General features: G+C 58.7%; 22 protein-coding genes. 5 read left to right on the forward strand and 17 right to left on the reverse strand.

Annotation, left to right across the window (positions count from 1 at the left end):
* Window positions 1-10 precede the first annotated feature (10 nt).
* From AB7M29_RS30330 to AB7M29_RS30340, 3 genes are read right to left on the reverse strand one after another with little or no spacing between them, the layout of a single operon-like run.
* Window positions 11-724 carry a PilW family protein gene (locus tag AB7M29_RS30330; protein WP_454248625.1) on the reverse strand — a complete coding sequence of 238 codons (714 nt, stop codon included), beginning with the start codon at window positions 722-724 and terminating at the stop codon, window positions 11-13.
* Window positions 721-1170 (reverse strand): type IV pilus modification protein PilV, encoded by a 450-nt coding sequence (pilV, locus tag AB7M29_RS30335; protein WP_305446957.1) that lies wholly within the window; start codon window positions 1168-1170, stop codon window positions 721-723. Before pilV ends, AB7M29_RS30330 begins: the two co-directional genes overlap by 4 nt.
* Window positions 1167-1640, reverse strand: a complete 474-nt coding sequence (locus AB7M29_RS30340; RefSeq protein ID WP_008008702.1) for a GspH/FimT family pseudopilin — start codon at window positions 1638-1640, stop codon at window positions 1167-1169. The genes pilV and AB7M29_RS30340 overlap by 4 nt, the downstream gene beginning before the upstream one ends.
* 132 nt (window positions 1641-1772) lie before the next feature.
* On the opposite strand from AB7M29_RS30340, the gene AB7M29_RS30345 reads away from it, so the two are divergent.
* Window positions 1773-2330 carry a GspH/FimT family pseudopilin gene (locus AB7M29_RS30345; RefSeq protein ID WP_217858695.1) on the forward strand — a complete coding sequence of 186 codons (558 nt, stop codon included), beginning with the start codon at window positions 1773-1775 and terminating at the stop codon, window positions 2328-2330.
* On the opposite strand, the gene ispH is transcribed toward AB7M29_RS30345, so the two are convergent.
* The 6 genes from ispH to murJ all read right to left on the reverse strand — a co-directional run bounded on the left by ispH (window position 2299) and on the right by murJ (window position 9838).
* The gene (gene ispH / locus AB7M29_RS30350) at window positions 2299-3246 is read right to left on the reverse strand and encodes a 4-hydroxy-3-methylbut-2-enyl diphosphate reductase (protein WP_033054296.1); all 948 of its coding nucleotides are present in this window, start codon (window positions 3244-3246) and stop codon (window positions 2299-2301) included. The genes AB7M29_RS30345 and ispH overlap by 32 nt on opposite strands.
* 191 nt (window positions 3247-3437) lie before the next feature.
* A complete protein-coding gene (gene fkpB / locus AB7M29_RS30355) occupies window positions 3438-3875 on the reverse strand; it encodes an FKBP-type peptidyl-prolyl cis-trans isomerase (RefSeq protein WP_176466970.1) in 438 nt (145 codons plus the stop codon).
* A gap of 7 nt (window positions 3876-3882) precedes the next feature.
* Window positions 3883-4395, reverse strand: a complete 513-nt coding sequence (lspA, locus tag AB7M29_RS30360) for a signal peptidase II (protein WP_007901890.1) — start codon at window positions 4393-4395, stop codon at window positions 3883-3885.
* On the reverse strand, window positions 4388-7219 hold the full coding sequence (ileS, locus tag AB7M29_RS30365) for an isoleucine--tRNA ligase (protein WP_454248626.1): 2832 nt from the start codon (window positions 7217-7219) through the stop codon (window positions 4388-4390). Before ileS ends, lspA begins: the two co-directional genes overlap by 8 nt.
* A complete protein-coding gene (ribF, locus tag AB7M29_RS30370) occupies window positions 7220-8170 on the reverse strand; it encodes a bifunctional riboflavin kinase/FAD synthetase (RefSeq protein WP_052967592.1) in 951 nt (316 codons plus the stop codon).
* Between the two features lie 129 nt (window positions 8171-8299).
* Window positions 8300-9838 carry a murein biosynthesis integral membrane protein MurJ gene (gene murJ / locus AB7M29_RS30375; protein ID WP_454248627.1) on the reverse strand — a complete coding sequence of 513 codons (1539 nt, stop codon included), beginning with the start codon at window positions 9836-9838 and terminating at the stop codon, window positions 8300-8302.
* Between the two features lie 252 nt (window positions 9839-10090).
* Between murJ and rpsT the strand changes: the two genes are divergently transcribed.
* Window positions 10091-10369 (forward strand): 30S ribosomal protein S20, encoded by a 279-nt coding sequence (gene rpsT, locus AB7M29_RS30380; RefSeq protein WP_003185593.1) that lies wholly within the window; start codon window positions 10091-10093, stop codon window positions 10367-10369.
* A 184-nt stretch (window positions 10370-10553) separates the two neighbouring features.
* On the opposite strand, the gene AB7M29_RS30385 is transcribed toward rpsT, so the two are convergent.
* The 5 genes from AB7M29_RS30385 to rplU all read right to left on the reverse strand — a co-directional run bounded on the left by AB7M29_RS30385 (window position 10554) and on the right by rplU (window position 14315).
* Window positions 10554-11018, reverse strand: coding sequence for a CreA family protein (locus AB7M29_RS30385; RefSeq protein ID WP_008068400.1), 465 nt, complete (start codon window positions 11016-11018; stop codon window positions 10554-10556).
* A 12-nt stretch (window positions 11019-11030) separates the two neighbouring features.
* Window positions 11031-12149 (reverse strand): glutamate 5-kinase, encoded by a 1119-nt coding sequence (gene proB, locus AB7M29_RS30390; RefSeq protein WP_038981484.1) that lies wholly within the window; start codon window positions 12147-12149, stop codon window positions 11031-11033.
* 123 nt (window positions 12150-12272) lie between these two features.
* Window positions 12273-13496, reverse strand: a complete 1224-nt coding sequence (gene cgtA / locus AB7M29_RS30395) for an Obg family GTPase CgtA (RefSeq protein WP_454248628.1) — start codon at window positions 13494-13496, stop codon at window positions 12273-12275.
* Between the two features lie 193 nt (window positions 13497-13689).
* Window positions 13690-13965: a 50S ribosomal protein L27 gene (gene rpmA, locus AB7M29_RS30400; protein WP_007901871.1), complete on the reverse strand. Its 276-nt coding sequence runs from the start codon at window positions 13963-13965 to the stop codon at window positions 13690-13692.
* Window positions 13966-14000: 35 nt separating this feature from the next.
* Window positions 14001-14315: a 50S ribosomal protein L21 gene (rplU, locus tag AB7M29_RS30405; protein ID WP_007901869.1), complete on the reverse strand. Its 315-nt coding sequence runs from the start codon at window positions 14313-14315 to the stop codon at window positions 14001-14003.
* A gap of 240 nt (window positions 14316-14555) precedes the next feature.
* Here rplU and AB7M29_RS30410 point away from each other — a divergent pair, with 240 nt between their 5' ends.
* The 3 genes from AB7M29_RS30410 (at window position 14556) to AB7M29_RS30420 (ending at window position 16496) form a co-directional block, all read left to right on the forward strand.
* The gene (locus AB7M29_RS30410) at window positions 14556-15524 is read left to right on the forward strand and encodes a polyprenyl synthetase family protein (RefSeq protein WP_030129461.1); all 969 of its coding nucleotides are present in this window, start codon (window positions 14556-14558) and stop codon (window positions 15522-15524) included.
* Between the two features lie 166 nt (window positions 15525-15690).
* Window positions 15691-16032, forward strand: a complete 342-nt coding sequence (locus tag AB7M29_RS30415) for a zinc ribbon domain-containing protein YjdM (RefSeq protein ID WP_454248629.1) — start codon at window positions 15691-15693, stop codon at window positions 16030-16032.
* Window positions 16033-16238: 206 nt separating this feature from the next.
* A complete protein-coding gene (locus AB7M29_RS30420) occupies window positions 16239-16496 on the forward strand; it encodes a PA4570 family protein (RefSeq protein ID WP_095632313.1) in 258 nt (85 codons plus the stop codon).
* A gap of 71 nt (window positions 16497-16567) precedes the next feature.
* On the opposite strand, the gene AB7M29_RS30425 is transcribed toward AB7M29_RS30420, so the two are convergent.
* The 3 genes from AB7M29_RS30425 to AB7M29_RS30435 all read right to left on the reverse strand — a co-directional run bounded on the left by AB7M29_RS30425 (window position 16568) and on the right by AB7M29_RS30435 (window position 18304).
* Window positions 16568-17185: an FKBP-type peptidyl-prolyl cis-trans isomerase gene (locus AB7M29_RS30425; protein ID WP_007901858.1), complete on the reverse strand. Its 618-nt coding sequence runs from the start codon at window positions 17183-17185 to the stop codon at window positions 16568-16570.
* A 130-nt stretch (window positions 17186-17315) separates the two neighbouring features.
* Window positions 17316-17612 carry a DUF6482 family protein gene (locus AB7M29_RS30430; RefSeq protein ID WP_052967582.1) on the reverse strand — a complete coding sequence of 99 codons (297 nt, stop codon included), beginning with the start codon at window positions 17610-17612 and terminating at the stop codon, window positions 17316-17318.
* Window positions 17613-17815: 203 nt separating this feature from the next.
* Window positions 17816-18304: a TIGR00645 family protein gene (locus AB7M29_RS30435; protein ID WP_007901849.1), complete on the reverse strand. Its 489-nt coding sequence runs from the start codon at window positions 18302-18304 to the stop codon at window positions 17816-17818.
* Between the last annotated feature and the right edge of the window lie 7 nt (window positions 18305-18311).

An 18311-nucleotide genomic window follows, 5' to 3' on the forward strand; every position in this document is an offset into this window, starting at 1 on the left:
CGGCCCTCCCTCATGGCAACCGGTTGCGCAAGGCGGCAACCACGTTGAAGGTTTGTTCGTGTACCCGGCCGTTCGGGTCGGTTAGCGTCAGCGTCAGTCGCACACTGCGGATTCGTGCCGGGTCAGATGGGTTACTGCTGTAGGTGGAGGCGGCCGTATCCGTGGCCGAACTGGCGAGGCCGAAGCTCACATTGAAGGCACTGACGTTGTTCACCAGCACCTGCTGCGTCGGAGTGCCGGCACCGGAGCCCATCAGCAGCTGGTTGTTGCTGAAGCTGTAGACCAATCGCCGGATCGGAAATGCCAACTGCCCCGATGCCGGGATGCGTGCACCGGTGTAGGCCGTCGCGATATTGCGGCAATCGGAAATGACCGTCCAGGTCGGCACCCCGCCACTGCCGCCGACATCGGCGGTGACAAGCGTTAATTTGAGGTTGGCATTGTCCCAACTGATTGGCGTGATCTGACTGGCATTGAAATTCCCTGCCGAGCTGCCGTCGATGATCGTGCCCAGGCAACCGAACATGCCGACCATGCGGATTTCTTGAATCATTTTGCTCAGGACGAACCGCGCATCTTCCTGCATGCCGGCGGCGGTGTTCTGACTGACGTAGGTATTTTTAGCTGCGATGAAGATCTGCGCCACGCCAAGAACCACGACCAGACTCAACGCCAGGGCGATCAGCAATTCGATCAGGCCGAACCCTCTATTGGCTCTGATCATGGTGTCGTCGCCGGATCAACGGTGGCGCGACTGGTGAGGACAAAACTGCGGCGCGAGTCGGCGGTATTGGCGGCCCGCGAGTCGTCCCAGGTAATGGTGATGGTGTACACCCGCTGGTTGCGGGTGATGCTACCGGTCGCTGTGGCGCCGCCGAAATTGACGATGTTGGTGGTGAAATCGTAAAGATCCTGATCCCGGGCCACGCTCAGGTTGCCCGAGGTCGGTGGCGTGACGGTGTAATCGGCGCCGGAGTTGGCGCGTATGCGGTCCATCATGTCGTAGGCGATAAAACTCGCCTGACTGGTCATCCGCGAGCTATCGGTGTACTTCAGCGCATTGAGCTGAATCGCCGCCGCGCCCAACAACCCCACGGCCAGAACCAATAACGCGACCAGTACCTCGATCAGCGTCATGCCCTCCTGTGCACGCTTGCTCCAACCCCTCATCCGCAACTTCCACCCAATAGAATTCGTCCGTTCAAACACACATTCAGCGTCCGGCTCTGCGCCCCCAGTACATAACTGATCACGACTGCCGTAGACGGTGCCGACAAACCGCCCAGATTGTTGAAATCAATAGCGGTCACTCCTGAGGTTAGCGTCAGAGTTGCACCACTGCTCATCGCTGGAACAACCCGCAATACATTGGCTGGGTTGCCGGTACCGTCATAAACGGTCAGATCGCCGGTCCAGACACTCCCGCCTGCTGTCGGGCGAACCCGGGTGGTAATGCCCCGGTCGATCGCCTCAAGCCGGGCGTAATTGAGTGCGCGTTGCAGGTCGCCGATCTCGGTGTCGGCCTTGGTGCTTTGCACCGAGCGGGTAAACGCCGGAACAGCCAGGCTGATCAGGATCAGAAACACGGCGAGCGTGATCAGCAGCTCGATCAGCGTGAAACCTTTTGTACGATGATCCATCAGTGCCCTCCGTTGCCGTCGGCTATACCTGCTTCTACACGCTAGAACATTCGACCGCCGGATGTACGGTTGTTTTTGCCATTACTCGCGCAGGGATCGTGCGGGCCGCAGCACTCCAGGGAAGGAAATGACATGCATCAGCAAGGTTTCAGCCTGATCGAACTGCTCATGGGACTGACAATTGTCGGGATTGTTCTGCAACTGGTCAGCCCGGCGTTCGCTGCATTCACAGAATCGAACCATCGGGAGCAGGCAGCCGAGTCGCTGATCAGCGGGATCCGGCACGCCAGAACCCAGGCCATCACCCTCAACCAGAGCGTGGTCATTCATGGCATCAACGGCGACTGGAGCCAAGGCTGGCGGATCATTCTGGACATCAGCGGCAAAGGGCCGGAGGACAGCAGCAATCCACTGCTAGTGGAGCGCGCGAGCGATGCTCGGACGCCGATTGTCGGTAATTGGTGGGTCAGACGTTTTGTGCGGTTCAGCAATCTAGGGGAACCGCAGATGCCCGAGGGGACATTTCAGGCAGGGAGACTACACATTTGCGCGGCTCGTGAGCCAGTCAGCCACCTCCAGGTTGTACTGGCACGAAGTGGCCGAGTGCGCCTGACCAGCGAAAAGGCTGAGCAGGCGCTGTGTCGAAAGGCGAAAAACGTTAAAGCAACGAACGCACGCGCAATTCTTTAGGCATGGAGAACGTGATGTTCTCCTCGCGGCCGGCCAGTTCATCGGCCCCGGTGGCGCCCCAGGCCTGCAATTGCTGGATCACACCACGCACCAGTACTTCCGGAGCGGAGGCACCGGCCGTGATGCCAATCCGCTCGACACCGTCGAACCAGCTCTTTTGCAGGTCTTCGGCGCCGTCGATCAGATAGGCCGGGGTGGCCATGCGTTCAGCCAGTTCACGCAGGCGATTGGAGTTGGAACTGTTCGGGCTGCCGACCACCAGCACCACGTCGCATTCGTCTGCCAGCTGTTTGACGGCGTCCTGACGGTTTTGCGTGGCGTAGCAGATATCGTCCTTGCGCGGACCGCCGATCGCCGGGAACCGAGTACGCAGGGCGTCGATCACACGACTGGTGTCGTCCATGGACAGGGTGGTCTGGGTGACGAAGGCCAGTTTTTCAGGGTTGTTTACTTGCAACGCGGCGACGTCTTTCTCGTCCTCGACCAGATAGATCGCGCCACCATTGCTGCCATCGTACTGGCCCATGGTGCCTTCGACTTCCGGGTGACCGGCGTGGCCGATGAGGATGCATTCACGGCCGTCGCGGCTGTAGCGCGCGACTTCGATGTGTACCTTGGTCACCAGCGGGCAGGTAGCGTCGAACACCTTCAGGCCACGGCCAGCGGCTTCGGTGCGCACGGCCTGGGAAACGCCATGGGCGCTGAAGATCACGATCACGTCATCCGGCACCTGATCCAGCTCTTCGACGAAGATCGCCCCACGGGCGCGCAGGTCTTCGACGACGAATTTATTGTGGACCACTTCGTGGCGCACGTAGATCGGCGGCCCGAAGACTTCCAGGGCGCGGTTGACGATTTCGATCGCCCGGTCCACACCGGCGCAGAAGCCACGGGGATTGGCGAGTTTGATTTGCATGCTGTGCCTCGTGTCTTGCGCGCAAGAAATAGTAATGCCACCTGTCATTCGAACACCGGCCTCGAAAACAGTGAAATCTTAATGTGGGAGCGGGCTTGCTCGCGAAAGCGGTGTGTCAGTCGACATTGATGTTACATGTGATGACGCTTTCGCGAGCAAGCCCGCTCCCACATTGGACCGAATTCGGTCAGTTACAACGCTTTGACGTTGAAGATCTCGACGTCAAAGGTCAAGGTTTTACCGGCCAGCGGGTGGTTGAAGTCGATGGTCACCTGGGCGTCATCGAACTCTTTCACCACACCGGGCAGCTCAGTATTGGCCGCATCGTTGAAGATCACCAGCAAGCCAGGCGACAGTTCCATATCCTTGAACTGCGAGCGCGGGATGATCTGCACATTTTGCGGGTTCGGTTGACCAAAAGCGTTTTCCGGCTCGATGGTCAGGGTGCGTTTGTCGCCGGCCTTGAAGCCGAACAGCGCTGCTTCGAAACCTGGCAACAGGCTGCCGTCGCCAACCTTGAAGGTCGCCGGGGCTTTGTCGAAGGTACTGTCGACGGTGTCGCCGTTCTCCAGACGCAATGCAAAGTGCAAGGTGACTTCCGTGTTCTGGCCAATGCGTTGCTCAGCCAATACCTGTTCAGTCATGAACGGTTTCTCCGGTCTTTTTACTTTTGAACATATCCAGTGCAAGCATCACGGCGCCGACAGAAATTGCACTGTCGGCAAAGTTGAACGCCGGGAAATACCAGCGGTTCTGCCAATGCACCAGAATGAAATCGATCACATGGCCCAAGGCAATGCGGTCGTACAGGTTACCCAACGCGCCACCCAGCACCAGCGCCAAGGCGACTGCCAACCAGGTTTCGTTGCGCCCCAGGCGCTTGAGCCAAACCACCAGCACCGCACTAACCACCACCGCGATCAGGGCGAACAGCCAGCGCTGCCAGCCCGAGCTGTCAGCCAGGAAACTGAACGCCGCGCCGGTGTTGTAGGCCAGGGTCCAGCTGAAGTAATCGGGGATCACCACGATTTGCTGGTACATGCTCAGCGAGCCTTCGAAGTAGAACTTGCTGGCCTGGTCGATGACCAGGACCAGCAAACTCAACCAGAGCCAGCTCAGCCGTCCGAAACGGCCAACGGCATTAGGCATAGTGACGAACCTCGCCAGCGCCGCTGATGTTGTCGACGCAACGACCGCAGATTTCCGGATGCTCCGGGTTCACGCCGACGTCTTCACGGCAGTGCCAGCAACGGGCGCACTTGGCATGGCTCGACTTGACCACTTGCAGTTTCAAACCGCCGACTTCGGTGACCACTGCATCGGCCGGAGCCTGCACGAATGGTGCAACAGTAGCAGTCGAGGTGATCAACACGAAGCGCAGTTCGTTGCTCAGCTTGGCCAGGTCGGCGCTCAGCGCGTCTTCGGCGAACAGCGTCACTTCGGCTTGCAGGTTGCCACCGACGGCCTTCGCCGCGCGCTGGATTTCCATTTCCTTGTTGACCGCCACCTTCACCGCCATGATCCGCTCCCAGTAGGCGCGGTCCAGCTCGAAGCCTTCCGGCAATTCGGTCAGGCCTTCGTACCAGGTGTTGAGCATCACAGACTCGTTACGCTCGCCCGGCAGGTACTGCCACAGCTCGTCGGCGGTGAACGCCAGGATCGGCGCGATCCAGCGCACCAGCGCTTCGCTGATGTGGTACAGCGCGGTTTGCGCCGAACGACGGGCCTTGCTGTTGGCGCCAGTGGTGTACTGACGGTCCTTGATGATGTCGAGGTAGAAACCGCCCAGCTCCTGCACGCAGAAGTTGTGGATCTTGGAGTAGACATTCCAGAAGCGGTATTCGCCGTAGTGCTCTTGCAACTCGCGTTGCAGCAGCAGGGTGCGATCCACGGCCCAACGGTCCAGCGCCAGCATTTCTTCGGCCGGCAGGATGTCGGTGGCCGGGTTGAAACCGGTCAGGTTGGAAAGCAGGAAGCGCGCGGTGTTACGGATGCGCCGGTAGGCGTCCGCGCTGCGTTGCAGGATCTGCTCGGAAACCGCCATTTCACCCGAGTAGTCGGTAGAAGCGACCCACAGACGCATGATATCGGCGCCCAGGGTGTCGTTGACCTTCTGCGGCGCGATGACGTTGCCCAAAGACTTGGACATTTTGCGACCGGACTCGTCAACGGTGAAACCGTGGGTCAGCAGCTCGCGGTACGGGGCGTGGTCGTCGATGGCGCAACCGGTCAGCAACGACGAGTGGAACCAGCCGCGGTGTTGGTCCGAACCTTCCAGGTACAGATCGGCACGTGGACCGGTCTCGTGACCCATCGAGTGCGAGCCGCGCAGGACGTGCCAGTGCGTGGTGCCCGAGTCGAACCAGACGTCCAGGGTGTCGCTGATCTTGTCGTACAGCGGCGCCTCTTCACCGAGCAACTCGGCGGCGTCCATCTTGAACCAGGCTTCGATGCCTTCGACTTCGACGCGCTGGGCGACGACTTCCATCAGCTCGACAGTGCGCGGGTGCAGCTCACCGCTTTCCTTGTTCAGGAAGAACGGGATCGGCACGCCCCAGTTGCGCTGACGGGAGATGCACCAGTCAGGACGGTTGGCGATCATCGAGTGCAGCCGCGCCTGACCCCAGGCCGGAACGAACTTGGTCTCTTCGATGGCTTTGATCGCCCGCTTGCGCAGGGTTTCGCCGGTCGCAGGCTCTTTGTCCATGCCGATGAACCACTGCGCGGTGGCACGGTAGATCAGCGGAGTCTTGTGACGCCAGCAATGCATGTAGCTGTGTTCAATGGTTTCGGTGTGCAGCAGCGCGCCGACTTCCGACAATTTGTCGACAATGGCCGGGTTGGCCTTCCAGATGAACTGGCCGCCAAAGAACTCCAGCGATGTCGCGTACACGCCATTGCTTTGCACCGGATTGAGGATGTCGTCGTTGACCATGCCATAGGCTTTGCAGGTCACGAAGTCGTCTACGCCGTAGGCTGGCGAGGAGTGAACCACGCCGGTGCCAGCGCCCAGCTCAACGTACTCGGCCAGGTAAACCGGCGACAGACGATCGTAGAACGGGTGACAGAAGTTGATCAGTTCCAGTTCTTTACCGGTGGTGGTCGCAATGACCGAACCTTCCAGGCTATAGCGGGCAAGGCACGACTCGACCAGCTCTTCAGCCAGCACCAGCAGTTTGTCGCCGACGTCGACCAGGGCGTAGTTGAATTCCGGGTGAACGTTCAACGCCTGGTTGGCCGGGATGGTCCACGGGGTGGTGGTCCAGATCACGATCGAGGCGGGTTTGCCCAGCGATGGCAGACCGAACGCGGCAGCCAGTTTGGCTTCGTCGGCGATCGGGAAGGCCACGTCGATGGTCGCGGACTTTTTGTTCTCGTACTCGACTTCCGCTTCAGCCAGAGCCGAACCGCAGTCAAAGCACCAGTTCACAGGCTTCAGGCCCTTGAACACGAAGCCACCCTTGACGATTTCCGCCAGGGCACGGATTTCACCGGCCTCGTTTTTGAAGTCCATGGTCTTGTACGGGTTGGCGAAGTCGCCCAACACGCCCAGACGAATGAATTCGGACTTCTGGCCTTCGATCTGTTCGGTGGCGTAGGCACGGCACAGTTCGCGGGTCTTGTCCGCGCCCAGGTTCTTGCCGTGGGTCACTTCGACTTTGTGCTCGATCGGCAGACCGTGGCAGTCCCAGCCCGGCACATAAGGCGCGTCGAAACCCGACAGGGTTTTCGAGCGGATGATCATGTCCTTGAGAATCTTGTTCAGCGCATGACCGATGTGAATCGTGCCGTTGGCGTACGGAGGACCGTCGTGAAGTACGAACTTCGGACGATCCTTGCCAATCTCGCGCAACTTACCGTACAGGCCAATGCTGTCCCAGCGCTGCAGAATCTGCGGTTCGCGCTGAGGCAGGCCGGCCTTCATTGGGAAGGCGGTGTCCGGAAGGTTTAGCGTGGCTTTATAGTCGGTCATTTAAGGCTCTTCATTAGCGATTGGCGCTAGGTGCGACAGGGCACGGGCGGCGGCGACATCCGCATTGATCGCCGTCTTAAGCGCCTCCAGAGAGGCGAAACGCTGCTCTTCACGCAGCTTGTGGTGGAAGACCACCGTCAAACGCCGGTCATACAGATCGCCGGCAAAATCTAAAAGGTGTACTTCGAGGTGGGCTTTGCCATCCCCTTCGACCGTTGGCCGCACGCCGATATTGGCGACGCCTGGCCAGGTCTTGCCGTCGATGTCGACGTTGACCAGGTAAACCCCGCTCAGCGGCACACGACGACGCTTGAGTTGTATGTTGGCGGTCGGCGTACCGAGCTGGCGCGCCAGCTTCTGGCCATGCAGGACTCGCCCGGCAATCCGGTACGGACGCCCGAGCAGCCGCTCGGCCAAGGCGAAATCGGCAGCGGCCAGTGCATTACGCACCTGAGTGCTACTGACACGAATGCCGTCCAGCTCGACGGTCTGCGCCGCTTCGACGGTAAACCCCTGAAGGACGCCGGCCTGTTGCAGAAAATCGAAATCCCCTAGCCGATCACAGCCAAAACGGAAATCGTCACCGACTTCCAGGTGCTGCACGCCGAGGCCGTCCACCAGAATGGTATCGACGAATTCGCTCGCGCTGAGCTTGCTCAGGCGCTGATTGAAAGCCAGGCACAGCACCCGATCGACGCCTTCTTCGGCCAGCAACTGCAGTTTGTCCCGCAGGCGGGCCAGACGGGCCGGGGCGGTGTCCGGGGCGAAGAATTCTCGCGGCTGCGGCTCGAAAATCACCACGCAGCTGGGCACGCCCAACTCGAGCGCACGTTCACGCAGCCGGACCAGGATAGCCTGGTGACCACGGTGAACACCGTCAAAGTTGCCAATAGTGGCGACACAGCCCCGATGCTGGGGGCGCAGGTTGTGGAGGCCTCGAACCAGCTGCATAACGCGCTTCTTGCTCATAAAGTGGTCGATTATAACCACACCCGGCGGCCGACGACAGGCAACACCGTAACCCAAAGTGATCGAGCCGACAAAACCGCCGGCCCGCCCGTGTTTATCGAGACATAAGCCTCAGTTCAAGGCCTTGCGATTGAAGTCGCGCAAACGGAAGCCCATCAACAGCAACATGCCGAAATAGACCACCACGCCGGCGATCACCAATTCGCCCAGACGCAGCAAACGCTCCAGCATATGCCCTTCCCCCCAGGCGGGCATAAAGTGCATTGCGCCCAGCAATACCGCGGACATTACCGCCACCGCCACCAGCAGTTTGAGCCCGAACTTCGCCCAGCCCGGTTGCGGTTGATACATCTGCTGCTTGCGCAGCTGATAAAACAACAGCCCGGCATTGATGCAGGCACCCGCACTGATGGCCAAGGCCAGACCAGCGTGAGCCAACGGACCGATCAGCACCAGGTTGAACAGCTGAGTGACGATGAGGGTGAAAATCGCGATTTTTACCGGGGTGCGGATGTTTTGTTGCGCATAAAAGCCCGGCGCCAGCACTTTGATCACGATAATCCCCAGCAAGCCGACGGAATAAGCAATCAACGCGCGCTGGGTCATGGCCGCATCGAAAGCGCTGAACTGACCGTACTGGAACAGCGAAACCGTCAGCGGCTCAGACAGAATCCCCAGCGCCAGGGCGCACGGCAACACCAGCATGAAGCACAGACGCAGCCCCCAATCGAGGATCCGCGAGTATTCGTGGCGATCCTGGCTGGCATAGGTCCTGGCTAGCGTCGGCAGCAGAATCGTGCCCAGCGCTACACCCAGCACACCGGACGGCAATTCCATCAGGCGATCGGCGTAATACATCCAGGAAACGGAACCCGCCACCAGAAACGAAGCAAATATGGTGTTGATGATCAGCGAAATCTGACTCACCGAAACGCCGATGATCGCTGGCAGCATCTGTTTCATGACCCGCCAGACGCCGCTATCGCGCAGATTCAGGCGCGGCAGCACCAGCATGCCGATTTTCTTCAGGTGCGGCAGCTGAAACAGCAATTGCGCCAGACCGCCCACCAGAACGGCCCAGCCCAGCGCCATTACCGGCGGATCGAAATACGGCGTCAGGAACACGGCAAAGATGATCATGCTGACATTGAGCAGGGTCGGCACGAAGGCTGGCACCGAGAAGCGGTTCCAGGTATTGAGGATCGCTCCGGCCAATGAAGACAGGGAGATCAGCAATATATAAGGAAAAGTGACCCGCAGCAGATCGGTGGTCAGCTCGAATTTTTCCGGGGTAGTGACGAAACCCGGTGCCGTTGCCCAGATCACCCATGGCGCGGCGAGCATGCCCAGCGCAGTGACCAGCGCCAGAACCAGCGTCAGCAGGCCCGAGACATAAGCAATGAAGGTTCGCGTCGCCTCCTCGCCCTGCTGGCTTTTGTATTCGGCGAGAATCGGCACGAAAGCTTGCGAAAATGCTCCCTCGGCGAAGATCCGCCTCAGCAGATTGGGCAGTTTGAAGGCGATAAAGAAGGCGTCGGTCGCCATTCCCGCACCAAATGCGCGAGCGATAAGGGTGTCGCGAACAAACCCCAAAACCCGGGAGAGCATCGTGATAGAGCTGACAGCGGCCAACGATTTGAGCAGATTCATTGAAAGAGTTTTTGCCTGTCGATAAACAGCAGGCGAACAACGCGCCCACTTATGCGATACTCCGCGCCGCAACAGCACAGAGCCAAAGCTCGCGAGTTTACAGGTCGCACGCCGGAAAGAAATATCCCGACGTTCTATACCTGCCACTTAGCGGATCGTCTCAACCGCCCTTGACAAGACATCAACTCATCGGCATGATTCGCGGCCTATTTTGTTTGCTATTTCCTAAAAAGTCTTTCGAGGAGCTCGACGGTGGCCAACACACCTTCCGCCAAAAAACGTGCAAAACAGGCTGAGAAGCGTCGCAGCCACAACGCCAGCCTGCGTTCCATGGTTCGTACCTACATCAAGAATGTAGTTAAAGCCATTGACGCAAAAGACGCTGAAAAAGCTCAAGCTGCTTACGTTCTGGCTGTGCCAGTTATCGACCGTATGGCCGATAAAGGCATCATCCACAAGAACAAAGCTGCTCGTCATAAGAGCCGCCTGAATGGCCACGTAAAGGCCCTGAACGTTGCCGCTGCTGCCTAAGCGACACGCTCATTAAAAAACCGACCTCAGGGTCGGTTTTTTATTGCCTGCGATTTGGCAAACGCCACACAAAAAAATGTGGGAGCGGGCTTGCTCGCGAAGGCGTCGCAACAGTCAGCACAGGCGCTGAATGCCAGTCAGTCTTCGCGAGCAAGCCCGCTCCCACATTTGGATCTTCGCTAGCTTATTGAGCGTGCGCCCACGGCAGAATCGGAATCGCCGTCACCGCATTCTGCGGACTGCCCTCGATCAAACGATCGCTATAAACCAGGTACACCAGCGTATTACGCTTCTTGTCGAGGAATCGCACCACCTGCATGGTCTTGAACACCAAGGACGTGCGCTCCTTGAACACCTCCTCGCCATCCTTGAGCTCACCTTTGAAGTTGATCGGCCCGACCTGACGACACGCAATAGATGCTTCTGCGCGATCCTCGGCCAGACCTAACCCACCCTTTACGCCGCCGGTCTTGGCGCGCGACAGGTAGCAAGTCACGCCATCCACTTTCGGATCATCAAACGCCTCGACAACGATACGGTCGTTCGGGCCAACAAATTTGAACACCGTCGACACTTGGCCAATTTCATCGGCCGAGGCCAGCAGCGGCATCGCCAACAACAAGCCCAATAATCCTTTTGCCACACGCATTCAGGTATTCCTTCAGACCAGAATCAGGTTATCGCGGTGAACCAGTTCCGGTTCAGCCATGTAACCCAACAGACCGACAATCGCCTCAGACGACTGACCGATGATTTTTTGTGCTTCCAGAGCACTGTAATTGGCCAGGCCACGGGCGATTTCACGACCGTCCGGCGCCACGCAGACCACCATTTCGCCACGACGGAAACTGCCCTGGACAAGTTTGACGCCCACCGGCAGCAAACTTTTGTTGCCCTGGGACAATGCCGTCACCGCACCTGCATCCAGCACCAGCGTGCCACGGGTTTGCAGATGCCCGGCCAGCCACTGCTTGCGCGCCGCCAGCATGCCGCGCTCAGGTGACAACAAGGTGCCGATGCGCTCGCCCGCCTTGAGACGATCCAGCACTCGCTCGATGCGCCCACCGACAATAATGGTGTGCGCACCGGAACGCGCCGCCAGACGCGCAGCGCGCAACTTGGTCTGCATACCGCCACGACCCAGCGCACCGCCCGTGCTGCCAGCCACCGCATCCAGCGCCGGGTCATCGGCACGCGCCTCGTAAATCAGCTTGGCGTCGGGATTGTTGCGCGGATCGGCATCGAACATGCCATCGCGATCGGTGAGGATCACCAGCAAATCGGCTTCGACCAGGTTCGCCACCAGCGCCGCCAACGTGTCGTTGTCGCCGAAACGGATTTCATCAGTGACCACGGTGTCGTTCTCGTTGATCACCGGGATCACCTTGAGCTCGACCAGCGCGCGCAGCGTACTGCGAGCGTTCAGGTAGCGCTTGCGGTCGGACAAATCGTCGTGCGTCAGGAGAATCTGCGCGGTGTGCCGACCATGCTCGGCAAAGCTCGACTCCCAGGCCTGCACCAACCCCATCTGACCGATGGCGGCAGCGGCCTGCAACTCGTGCATTGCACTGGGTCGTACAGTCCAACCCAGACGGCTCATACCCGCCGCCACTGCCCCGGAGGACACCAGCACCAGCTCAACACCCGCCTCGTGCAGGGCAACCATCTGCTCAACCCAGACACCCATTGCCGCGCGATCCAGGCCCTTGCCGTCCGCCGTCAGCAAAGCGCTGCCGATCTTCACGACCCAACGCTGCGCACCTGTCACCTTGCTCCGCATCATCTTCAACCTTAGCTTGAGGACAGCACGACCCAGCGCTGCCCGTAACGTTATTCGTGACTACCGATTTCCAGATACTAAAACGCCGCTCCAGTGAGCGGCGTTTAAGTTTATCGCAACGAATCAGTCACGCACGTAAATGATTTCCGGACCGTCTTCGTCATCCACATCTTCTTCGTCCCAATCATCGTCACCGATGTCATGGACCGACTTCACGCCACTGCGACGCAGGGCACGCTGATCATCCAGCGCCTGCAACTGAGCGCGCGCCTCATCTTCGATGCACTGATCGAGTTCGGCCAACTCTTCCTTGTAGGCCGGATCGTTAGCCAGACGATCGGCACGATCTTCCAGGTAACGCATGATGTCATGACAAAGACGCTCAGTGCCTTGCTTGGCGATCGCGGAGATCACGTAGACCGGACCGGTCCACTCCAGACGATCAACGATTTCCTTGACGCGAGCGTCGTGCTCTTCTTCAAGGATCTGGTCGCACTTGTTCAGCACCAGCCAGCGATCACGCTCAGCCAGGGACGGGCTGAACTTGGTCAGCTCGCTGACGATCACTTCAGCAGCATCCGGAGCACTGGTGTCATCCAGCGGCGCCATGTCGACAAGGTGCAGCAGCAGACGGGTACGCGACAAGTGCTTGAGGAAACGAATCCCCAGGCCCGCGCCCTCGGAAGCACCTTCGATCAGGCCCGGAATGTCCGCCACCACGAAGCTCTTCCAGCGATCGACGCTGACCACACCCAGGTTCGGCACCAAGGTAGTGAACGGATAATCGGCGACTTTCGGCTTGGCGGCCGATACCGAGCGAATAAAGGTACTTTTGCCGGCGTTCGGCAAACCAAGCAGACCGACGTCCGCCAACACCTTCATTTCCAGCTTCAGGTCGCGCTGCTCACCCGGCTTGCCCGGCGTGGTCTGGCGCGGCGCCCGGTTGGTGCTGGATTTGAAACGAGTGTTACCCAGACCGTGCCAGCCGCCATGAGCCACCAGCAGACGCTGGCCGGCCTTGGTCAGGTCGCCGATCACTTCCTGAGTCGCGGAATCGATGACGGTAGTACCGACCGGAACGCGCAGCACCAGCTCCTCACCTTTCTTGCCGGTGCAGTCAGTGCTGCCACCGTTGGAACCGCGCTCGGCATCGAAGTGCCGGGTGTAACGGTAGTCCACCAGGGTGTTAAGGTTTTCGTCGGCGACCATGTAGACCGAGCCACCATCACCACCATCACCGCCGTTCGGGCCGCCGTTTTCAATGAATTTTTCGCGACGGAAGCTCATGCAACCGTTGCCGCCGTCCCCGGCCTTTACTCGAATCGATACTTCATCAACAAACTTCATAACAAAACGCCTCTCGCCATACGGACGAGCCGAAAAAACCTAGACATAAGACTCTTGCAAAAATGAGCGCAGCGACCTCAATCAACGACCGCCAATACAGCGCTGGAGCCCATCACAAACAGCTTTGCAAGAGACTCACCCCACAAACGAAAAAGCCCCGTCGCAAGACAGGGCTTTTCCAGCAACTACGTAATTATGCCGCGACGACGTCAGTCTTCGGGACAATGCTTACGTAACGACGACCGAAGGCGCCTTTTACTTCGAACTTGATCACGCCGTCGATTTTAGCGAACAGAGTGTGATCTTTGCCCATGCCAACGCCGTAGCCAGCGTGGAATTGGGTGCCGCGCTGACGCACGATGATGTTGCCCGGAATGATAACCTGGCCGCCATACATCTTCACGCCAAGGCGTTTGGCTTCTGAGTCGCGACCGTTACGGGTACTACCACCAGCTTTTTTGTGTGCCATGAGTTCAATTCTCCTAGTGAGGAATTAGGCTGAAATTAAGCCTGAATACCGGTGATTTTGATCTCGGTGTACCACTGGCGGTGGCCCATACGCTTCATGTGGTGCTTACGGCGACGGAACTTGATGATGCGGACTTTATCGTGACGACCTTGGGAGATCACTTCAGCCACAACGGTAGCGCCAGGAACAACTGGAGCGCCGATATTCACGTCGTCGCCATTGGCAACCAACAGAACGCGATCAAAAGTAACGGATTCGCCGGTAGCGATTTCCAGTTTTTCGATCTTCAGGTATTCACCTGGAGCAACTTTGTACTGCTTGCCACCAGTAACGATTACTGCATAAGACATGGTATTTCTCCGATAATCCTGCTCACCCAGCTCTTTATAAGAAGAGGTATTGGCTGGCATGGCTGCATAAGGCTGGAAGGCCTTTTTGCAATTGCGTAAGGCAGGTGCTGCCCAGGAAGTTCAGGGTGCGCGATTGTACGCAAGCTGCCGGGGCGATGCAAGAGGCTGTCCATCGTGCCTTGACAGGCCCGGACGTGGGTCCTAGCATGCCGCGCAACCCTTCTGGAGCAACTGTCGCTGATGCAACCCCAAGCTTTCTACCGCGCGGTGGCGGACGATTTTAGCGCCGTCGACGGCATCATCAAGAAACAGCTGACTTCCCGAGTGCCGCTGGTATCGAAAATCGGCGACTACATTACCTCGGCTGGCGGTAAACGCCTGCGCCCGTTGCTCGTGCTGCTGTGCGGCAAGGCACTCGGCCGCGAAGGCGATGACCTGCGCCTGTTGGCCGCGACCATCGAGTTCCTGCACACCGCCACCCTGCTGCACGACGACGTCGTCGATATGTCCGGCATGCGCCGAGGCCGCTCGACCGCCAACGCCATGTGGGGCAACGCACCGAGCGTGCTGGTGGGCGACTTCCTGTATTCGCGTTCTTTCGAAATGATGGTCGAACTGGGCTCCATGCCGGTGATGAAAATCCTTTCGCAAGCCACGCGCATCATCGCCGAAGGCGAAGTGTTGCAGCTGTCGAAGGTCCGCGACGCCAGCACCACCGAAGAAACCTACATGGAAGTCATCCGCGGCAAAACCGCGATGCTCTTCGAAGCCTCGACCCACAGTGCCGCCGCTCTGGCCGGTGCCTCGCCGGAACAGAGCGAAGCACTGCGCACCTTCGGCGATCACCTGGGGGTAGCCTTCCAATTGGTCGACGACCTGCTGGATTACCGTGGCGACGCCGAAACCCTGGGCAAGAACGTCGGCGACGATCTGGCCGAAGGTAAACCGACTCTGCCGCTGATCTACACCATGCGCGAAGGCACTCCGGAGCAGGCCGCACTGGTTCGTCAGGCGATCCAGAAAGGTGGCATCGAAGACCTGGAAAGCATTCGCGAAGCCGTTGAAGCTTCCGGCTCGCTGGACTACACCGCGCAACTGGCCCGCGACTACGTGGCCCGTGCGATCAAGTGCCTCGACGCCCTGCCCGCCAGCGAATACCGCGATGCGTTGGTGGAATTGAGCGAGTTTGCGGTCGCCCGTACGCACTGACATTCACGGCAAGATCAAAAGATCGCAGCCTTCGGCAGCTCCTACAGGTGTATACAAACCCCCGTAGGAGCTGCCGAAGGCTGCGATCTTTTGCTGTCAGCCCCCTCCTGCAACAAAACCCTATATAATGTGCGCTTTTTAGCCATCCTGAATCCAAGGAGCTTTAGTGAGCACGTTGCCACCCTGCCCGAAATGCAATTCCGAATACACCTATGAAGACGGCGCACAGCTGATCTGCCCGGAGTGCGCCCACGAGTGGTCCGCCAGTGGCGAAGCCGAAGTGGCCTCCGATGACACCGTGAAAAAGGATTCGGTCGGCAATGTCCTGCAGGACGGCGATACCATCACCGTGATCAAGGACCTCAAGGTCAAAGGCACGTCGCTGGTGGTCAAGGTCGGTACCAAGGTCAAGAACATCCGCCTGTGCAATGGCGACCACGACATCGACTGCAAGATCGATGGCATCGGCCCGATGAAACTCAAATCCGAGTTCGTCAGAAAAGTCTGAATCTGCTGTATTCCATCCCGCGCCCGGCGTGGGATGGTGCTTCGCCCTTCCCCGCATCACCCAGCATTCCCGCGCAGTAGCCAAACGCCAGTCGTTTTGATGCTCAGCAATTTCCCTGCAGAAAAAAACACAAACCGCCAATAGACCCTTGCTATTTGATGAATAAGAATTATTCTCATTGAAACCCATCAATGGAGATGAGACCCATGACTTATTTGATCGATGCCTGGCTGGACCGCCCACACCCCTACCTCAGGATCCTGCATCGGGAAACCGGGGAAGTCTGTGCAGTGCTTGAAGAAGAAGCCTTGAACGAGCTACAGGATCAGGGTGATCTGGACGTCAACGGCCTGAGTTCCAGCGAGCCGGTGGTGCTCAAGGAGCTGGTGCGCAATCTGTTTCTGTTCTGCTATGCCCGGGCATTGCGCCCGACCAGCGATCTGAACCATAAGATCGAACTATGAGACAACGTAAAAAGCTGTGGGAGCGAGCCTGCTCGCTCCCACATTAGCCCGTCATAACGACAGACCGGGCATTACAGAACGTCGAGCAGTTCGACGTCGAATACCAGTACGCTGTGCGGCGGAATGCTGCCAACGCCTTGAGCGCCGTAAGCCAGTTCGCTCGGCACGTACAGACGCCATTTGCTGCCGGCATTCATCAGTTGCAGGGCTTCGGTCCAGCCAGCGATGACGCCGCCAACCGGGAATTCGGCAGGCTGACCGCGATCGTAGGAGCTGTCGAACACAGTGCCGTCGATCAGGGTGCCGTGGTAGTGAGTGCGCACTTGATCTTCACGGGTTGGCTTGGCGCCTTCACCTTGAGTCAGCACTTCGAATTGCAGGCCGGAAGCCAGCGTGGTGATGCCTTCGCGCTTGGCGTTTTCAGCCAGGAAAGCCAGACCTTCGCCCGCAGCGGCTTCAGCCTTGGCTGCAGCTTCGGCTTGCATGATTTCGCGGATCACCTTGAAGCTGGCAGACATTTCTTCCTGACCCACACGGCTTGGCTTGCCGGCGAACGCGTCGGTCAGACCAGCCAGAATCGCGTCCAGGCTAACGCCCGGTGGCGGGTTGTCACGCAGCTGGTCGCCCAACTGACGGCCAATGCCGTAGCTGACCCGGGTTTCGTCGGTGGACAGATTTACTTCGGACATGACACTGCTCCGCTGTGCGGACGGCCCTGGAACTTGCCGTGCGTGCACAGCGCGTCCCGGAACGCGCCCGGAATCAAAAGGGCGAGCAGACTAGCACAGATGCCGTCGTTGATGAGCGGCGCCAGCGCTGTCACACAGAACGGAAGGTGATCGGTACTTTCAGGCTTTCCTCGGTGCTGGCACCGCACATTTCGTCATGGACCGACGCATGCATAACGTTGAACGACAACTTGGGAAAGGCATGAAGCATGTCACGCGCATGCTCGACCGAGCGCAGATGCATTATTTCGCCGTGGGTATCGCGCAATGGATACGCCGAACCATGCATACGAGCCTCCAGCACGTAGATCACGCCATCTACCGAGATCAGGTTCAGCTCATCGACCTTTCCGGCGATGGCATACGCATTCAACTCTTGCAGGTTCATGAACGCACCTCACGCAGTGGCGAGCCAGGATCTCTACATGGATAGGCCTCGACGGGCCAAAGTACAAGCTACAAACAACACCGCCCGTCTGTTTTGGCAATTCTGTGGGAGCGTGGCTTGCCCGCGATGACATCACCTCGGTCTGACAATAAACCGCAGTGATGCCATCGCGGGCAAGCCACGCGCCCACAGGGATCAGTCGATCAGTGCTTGGTCAGCTTGTCCAGATAACCCATGGCAAACGCCGACACCACGAAGGTCATGTGGATGACCACGTACCACTTCAAATGCTCGGGATCGACGTTCTTGGCGTCCATGAAGATCCGTAGCAAGTGGATGGACGAAATCGCCACGATGGACGCCGCGACCTTCATCTTCAACGAAGACGAATCCATGGTGCCCAGCCAGTTGAGCTTTTCCTTGCTGTCGTCGATATCCAGCTGAGAAACGAAGTTCTCGTAACCGGAGATCATCACCATCACCAACAAGCCGCCCACCAGCGCCATGTCGATCAGCGACAGCAGGACCAGAATCAGATCCGACTCGGCCATCGAGAACACGTTAGGAATGACGTGGAAGACTTCCTGGAAGAATTTCAGTGCCAACGCCAGCAAGCCCAGGGACAAACCGAAATAGATCGGCGCCAGTAACCAGCGGGAGGCGTACATTGCATTTTCGATAAAGCGTTCCATTGAATCT

It is taken from the genome of Pseudomonas sp. F-14 TE3623 (assembly GCF_053629015.1).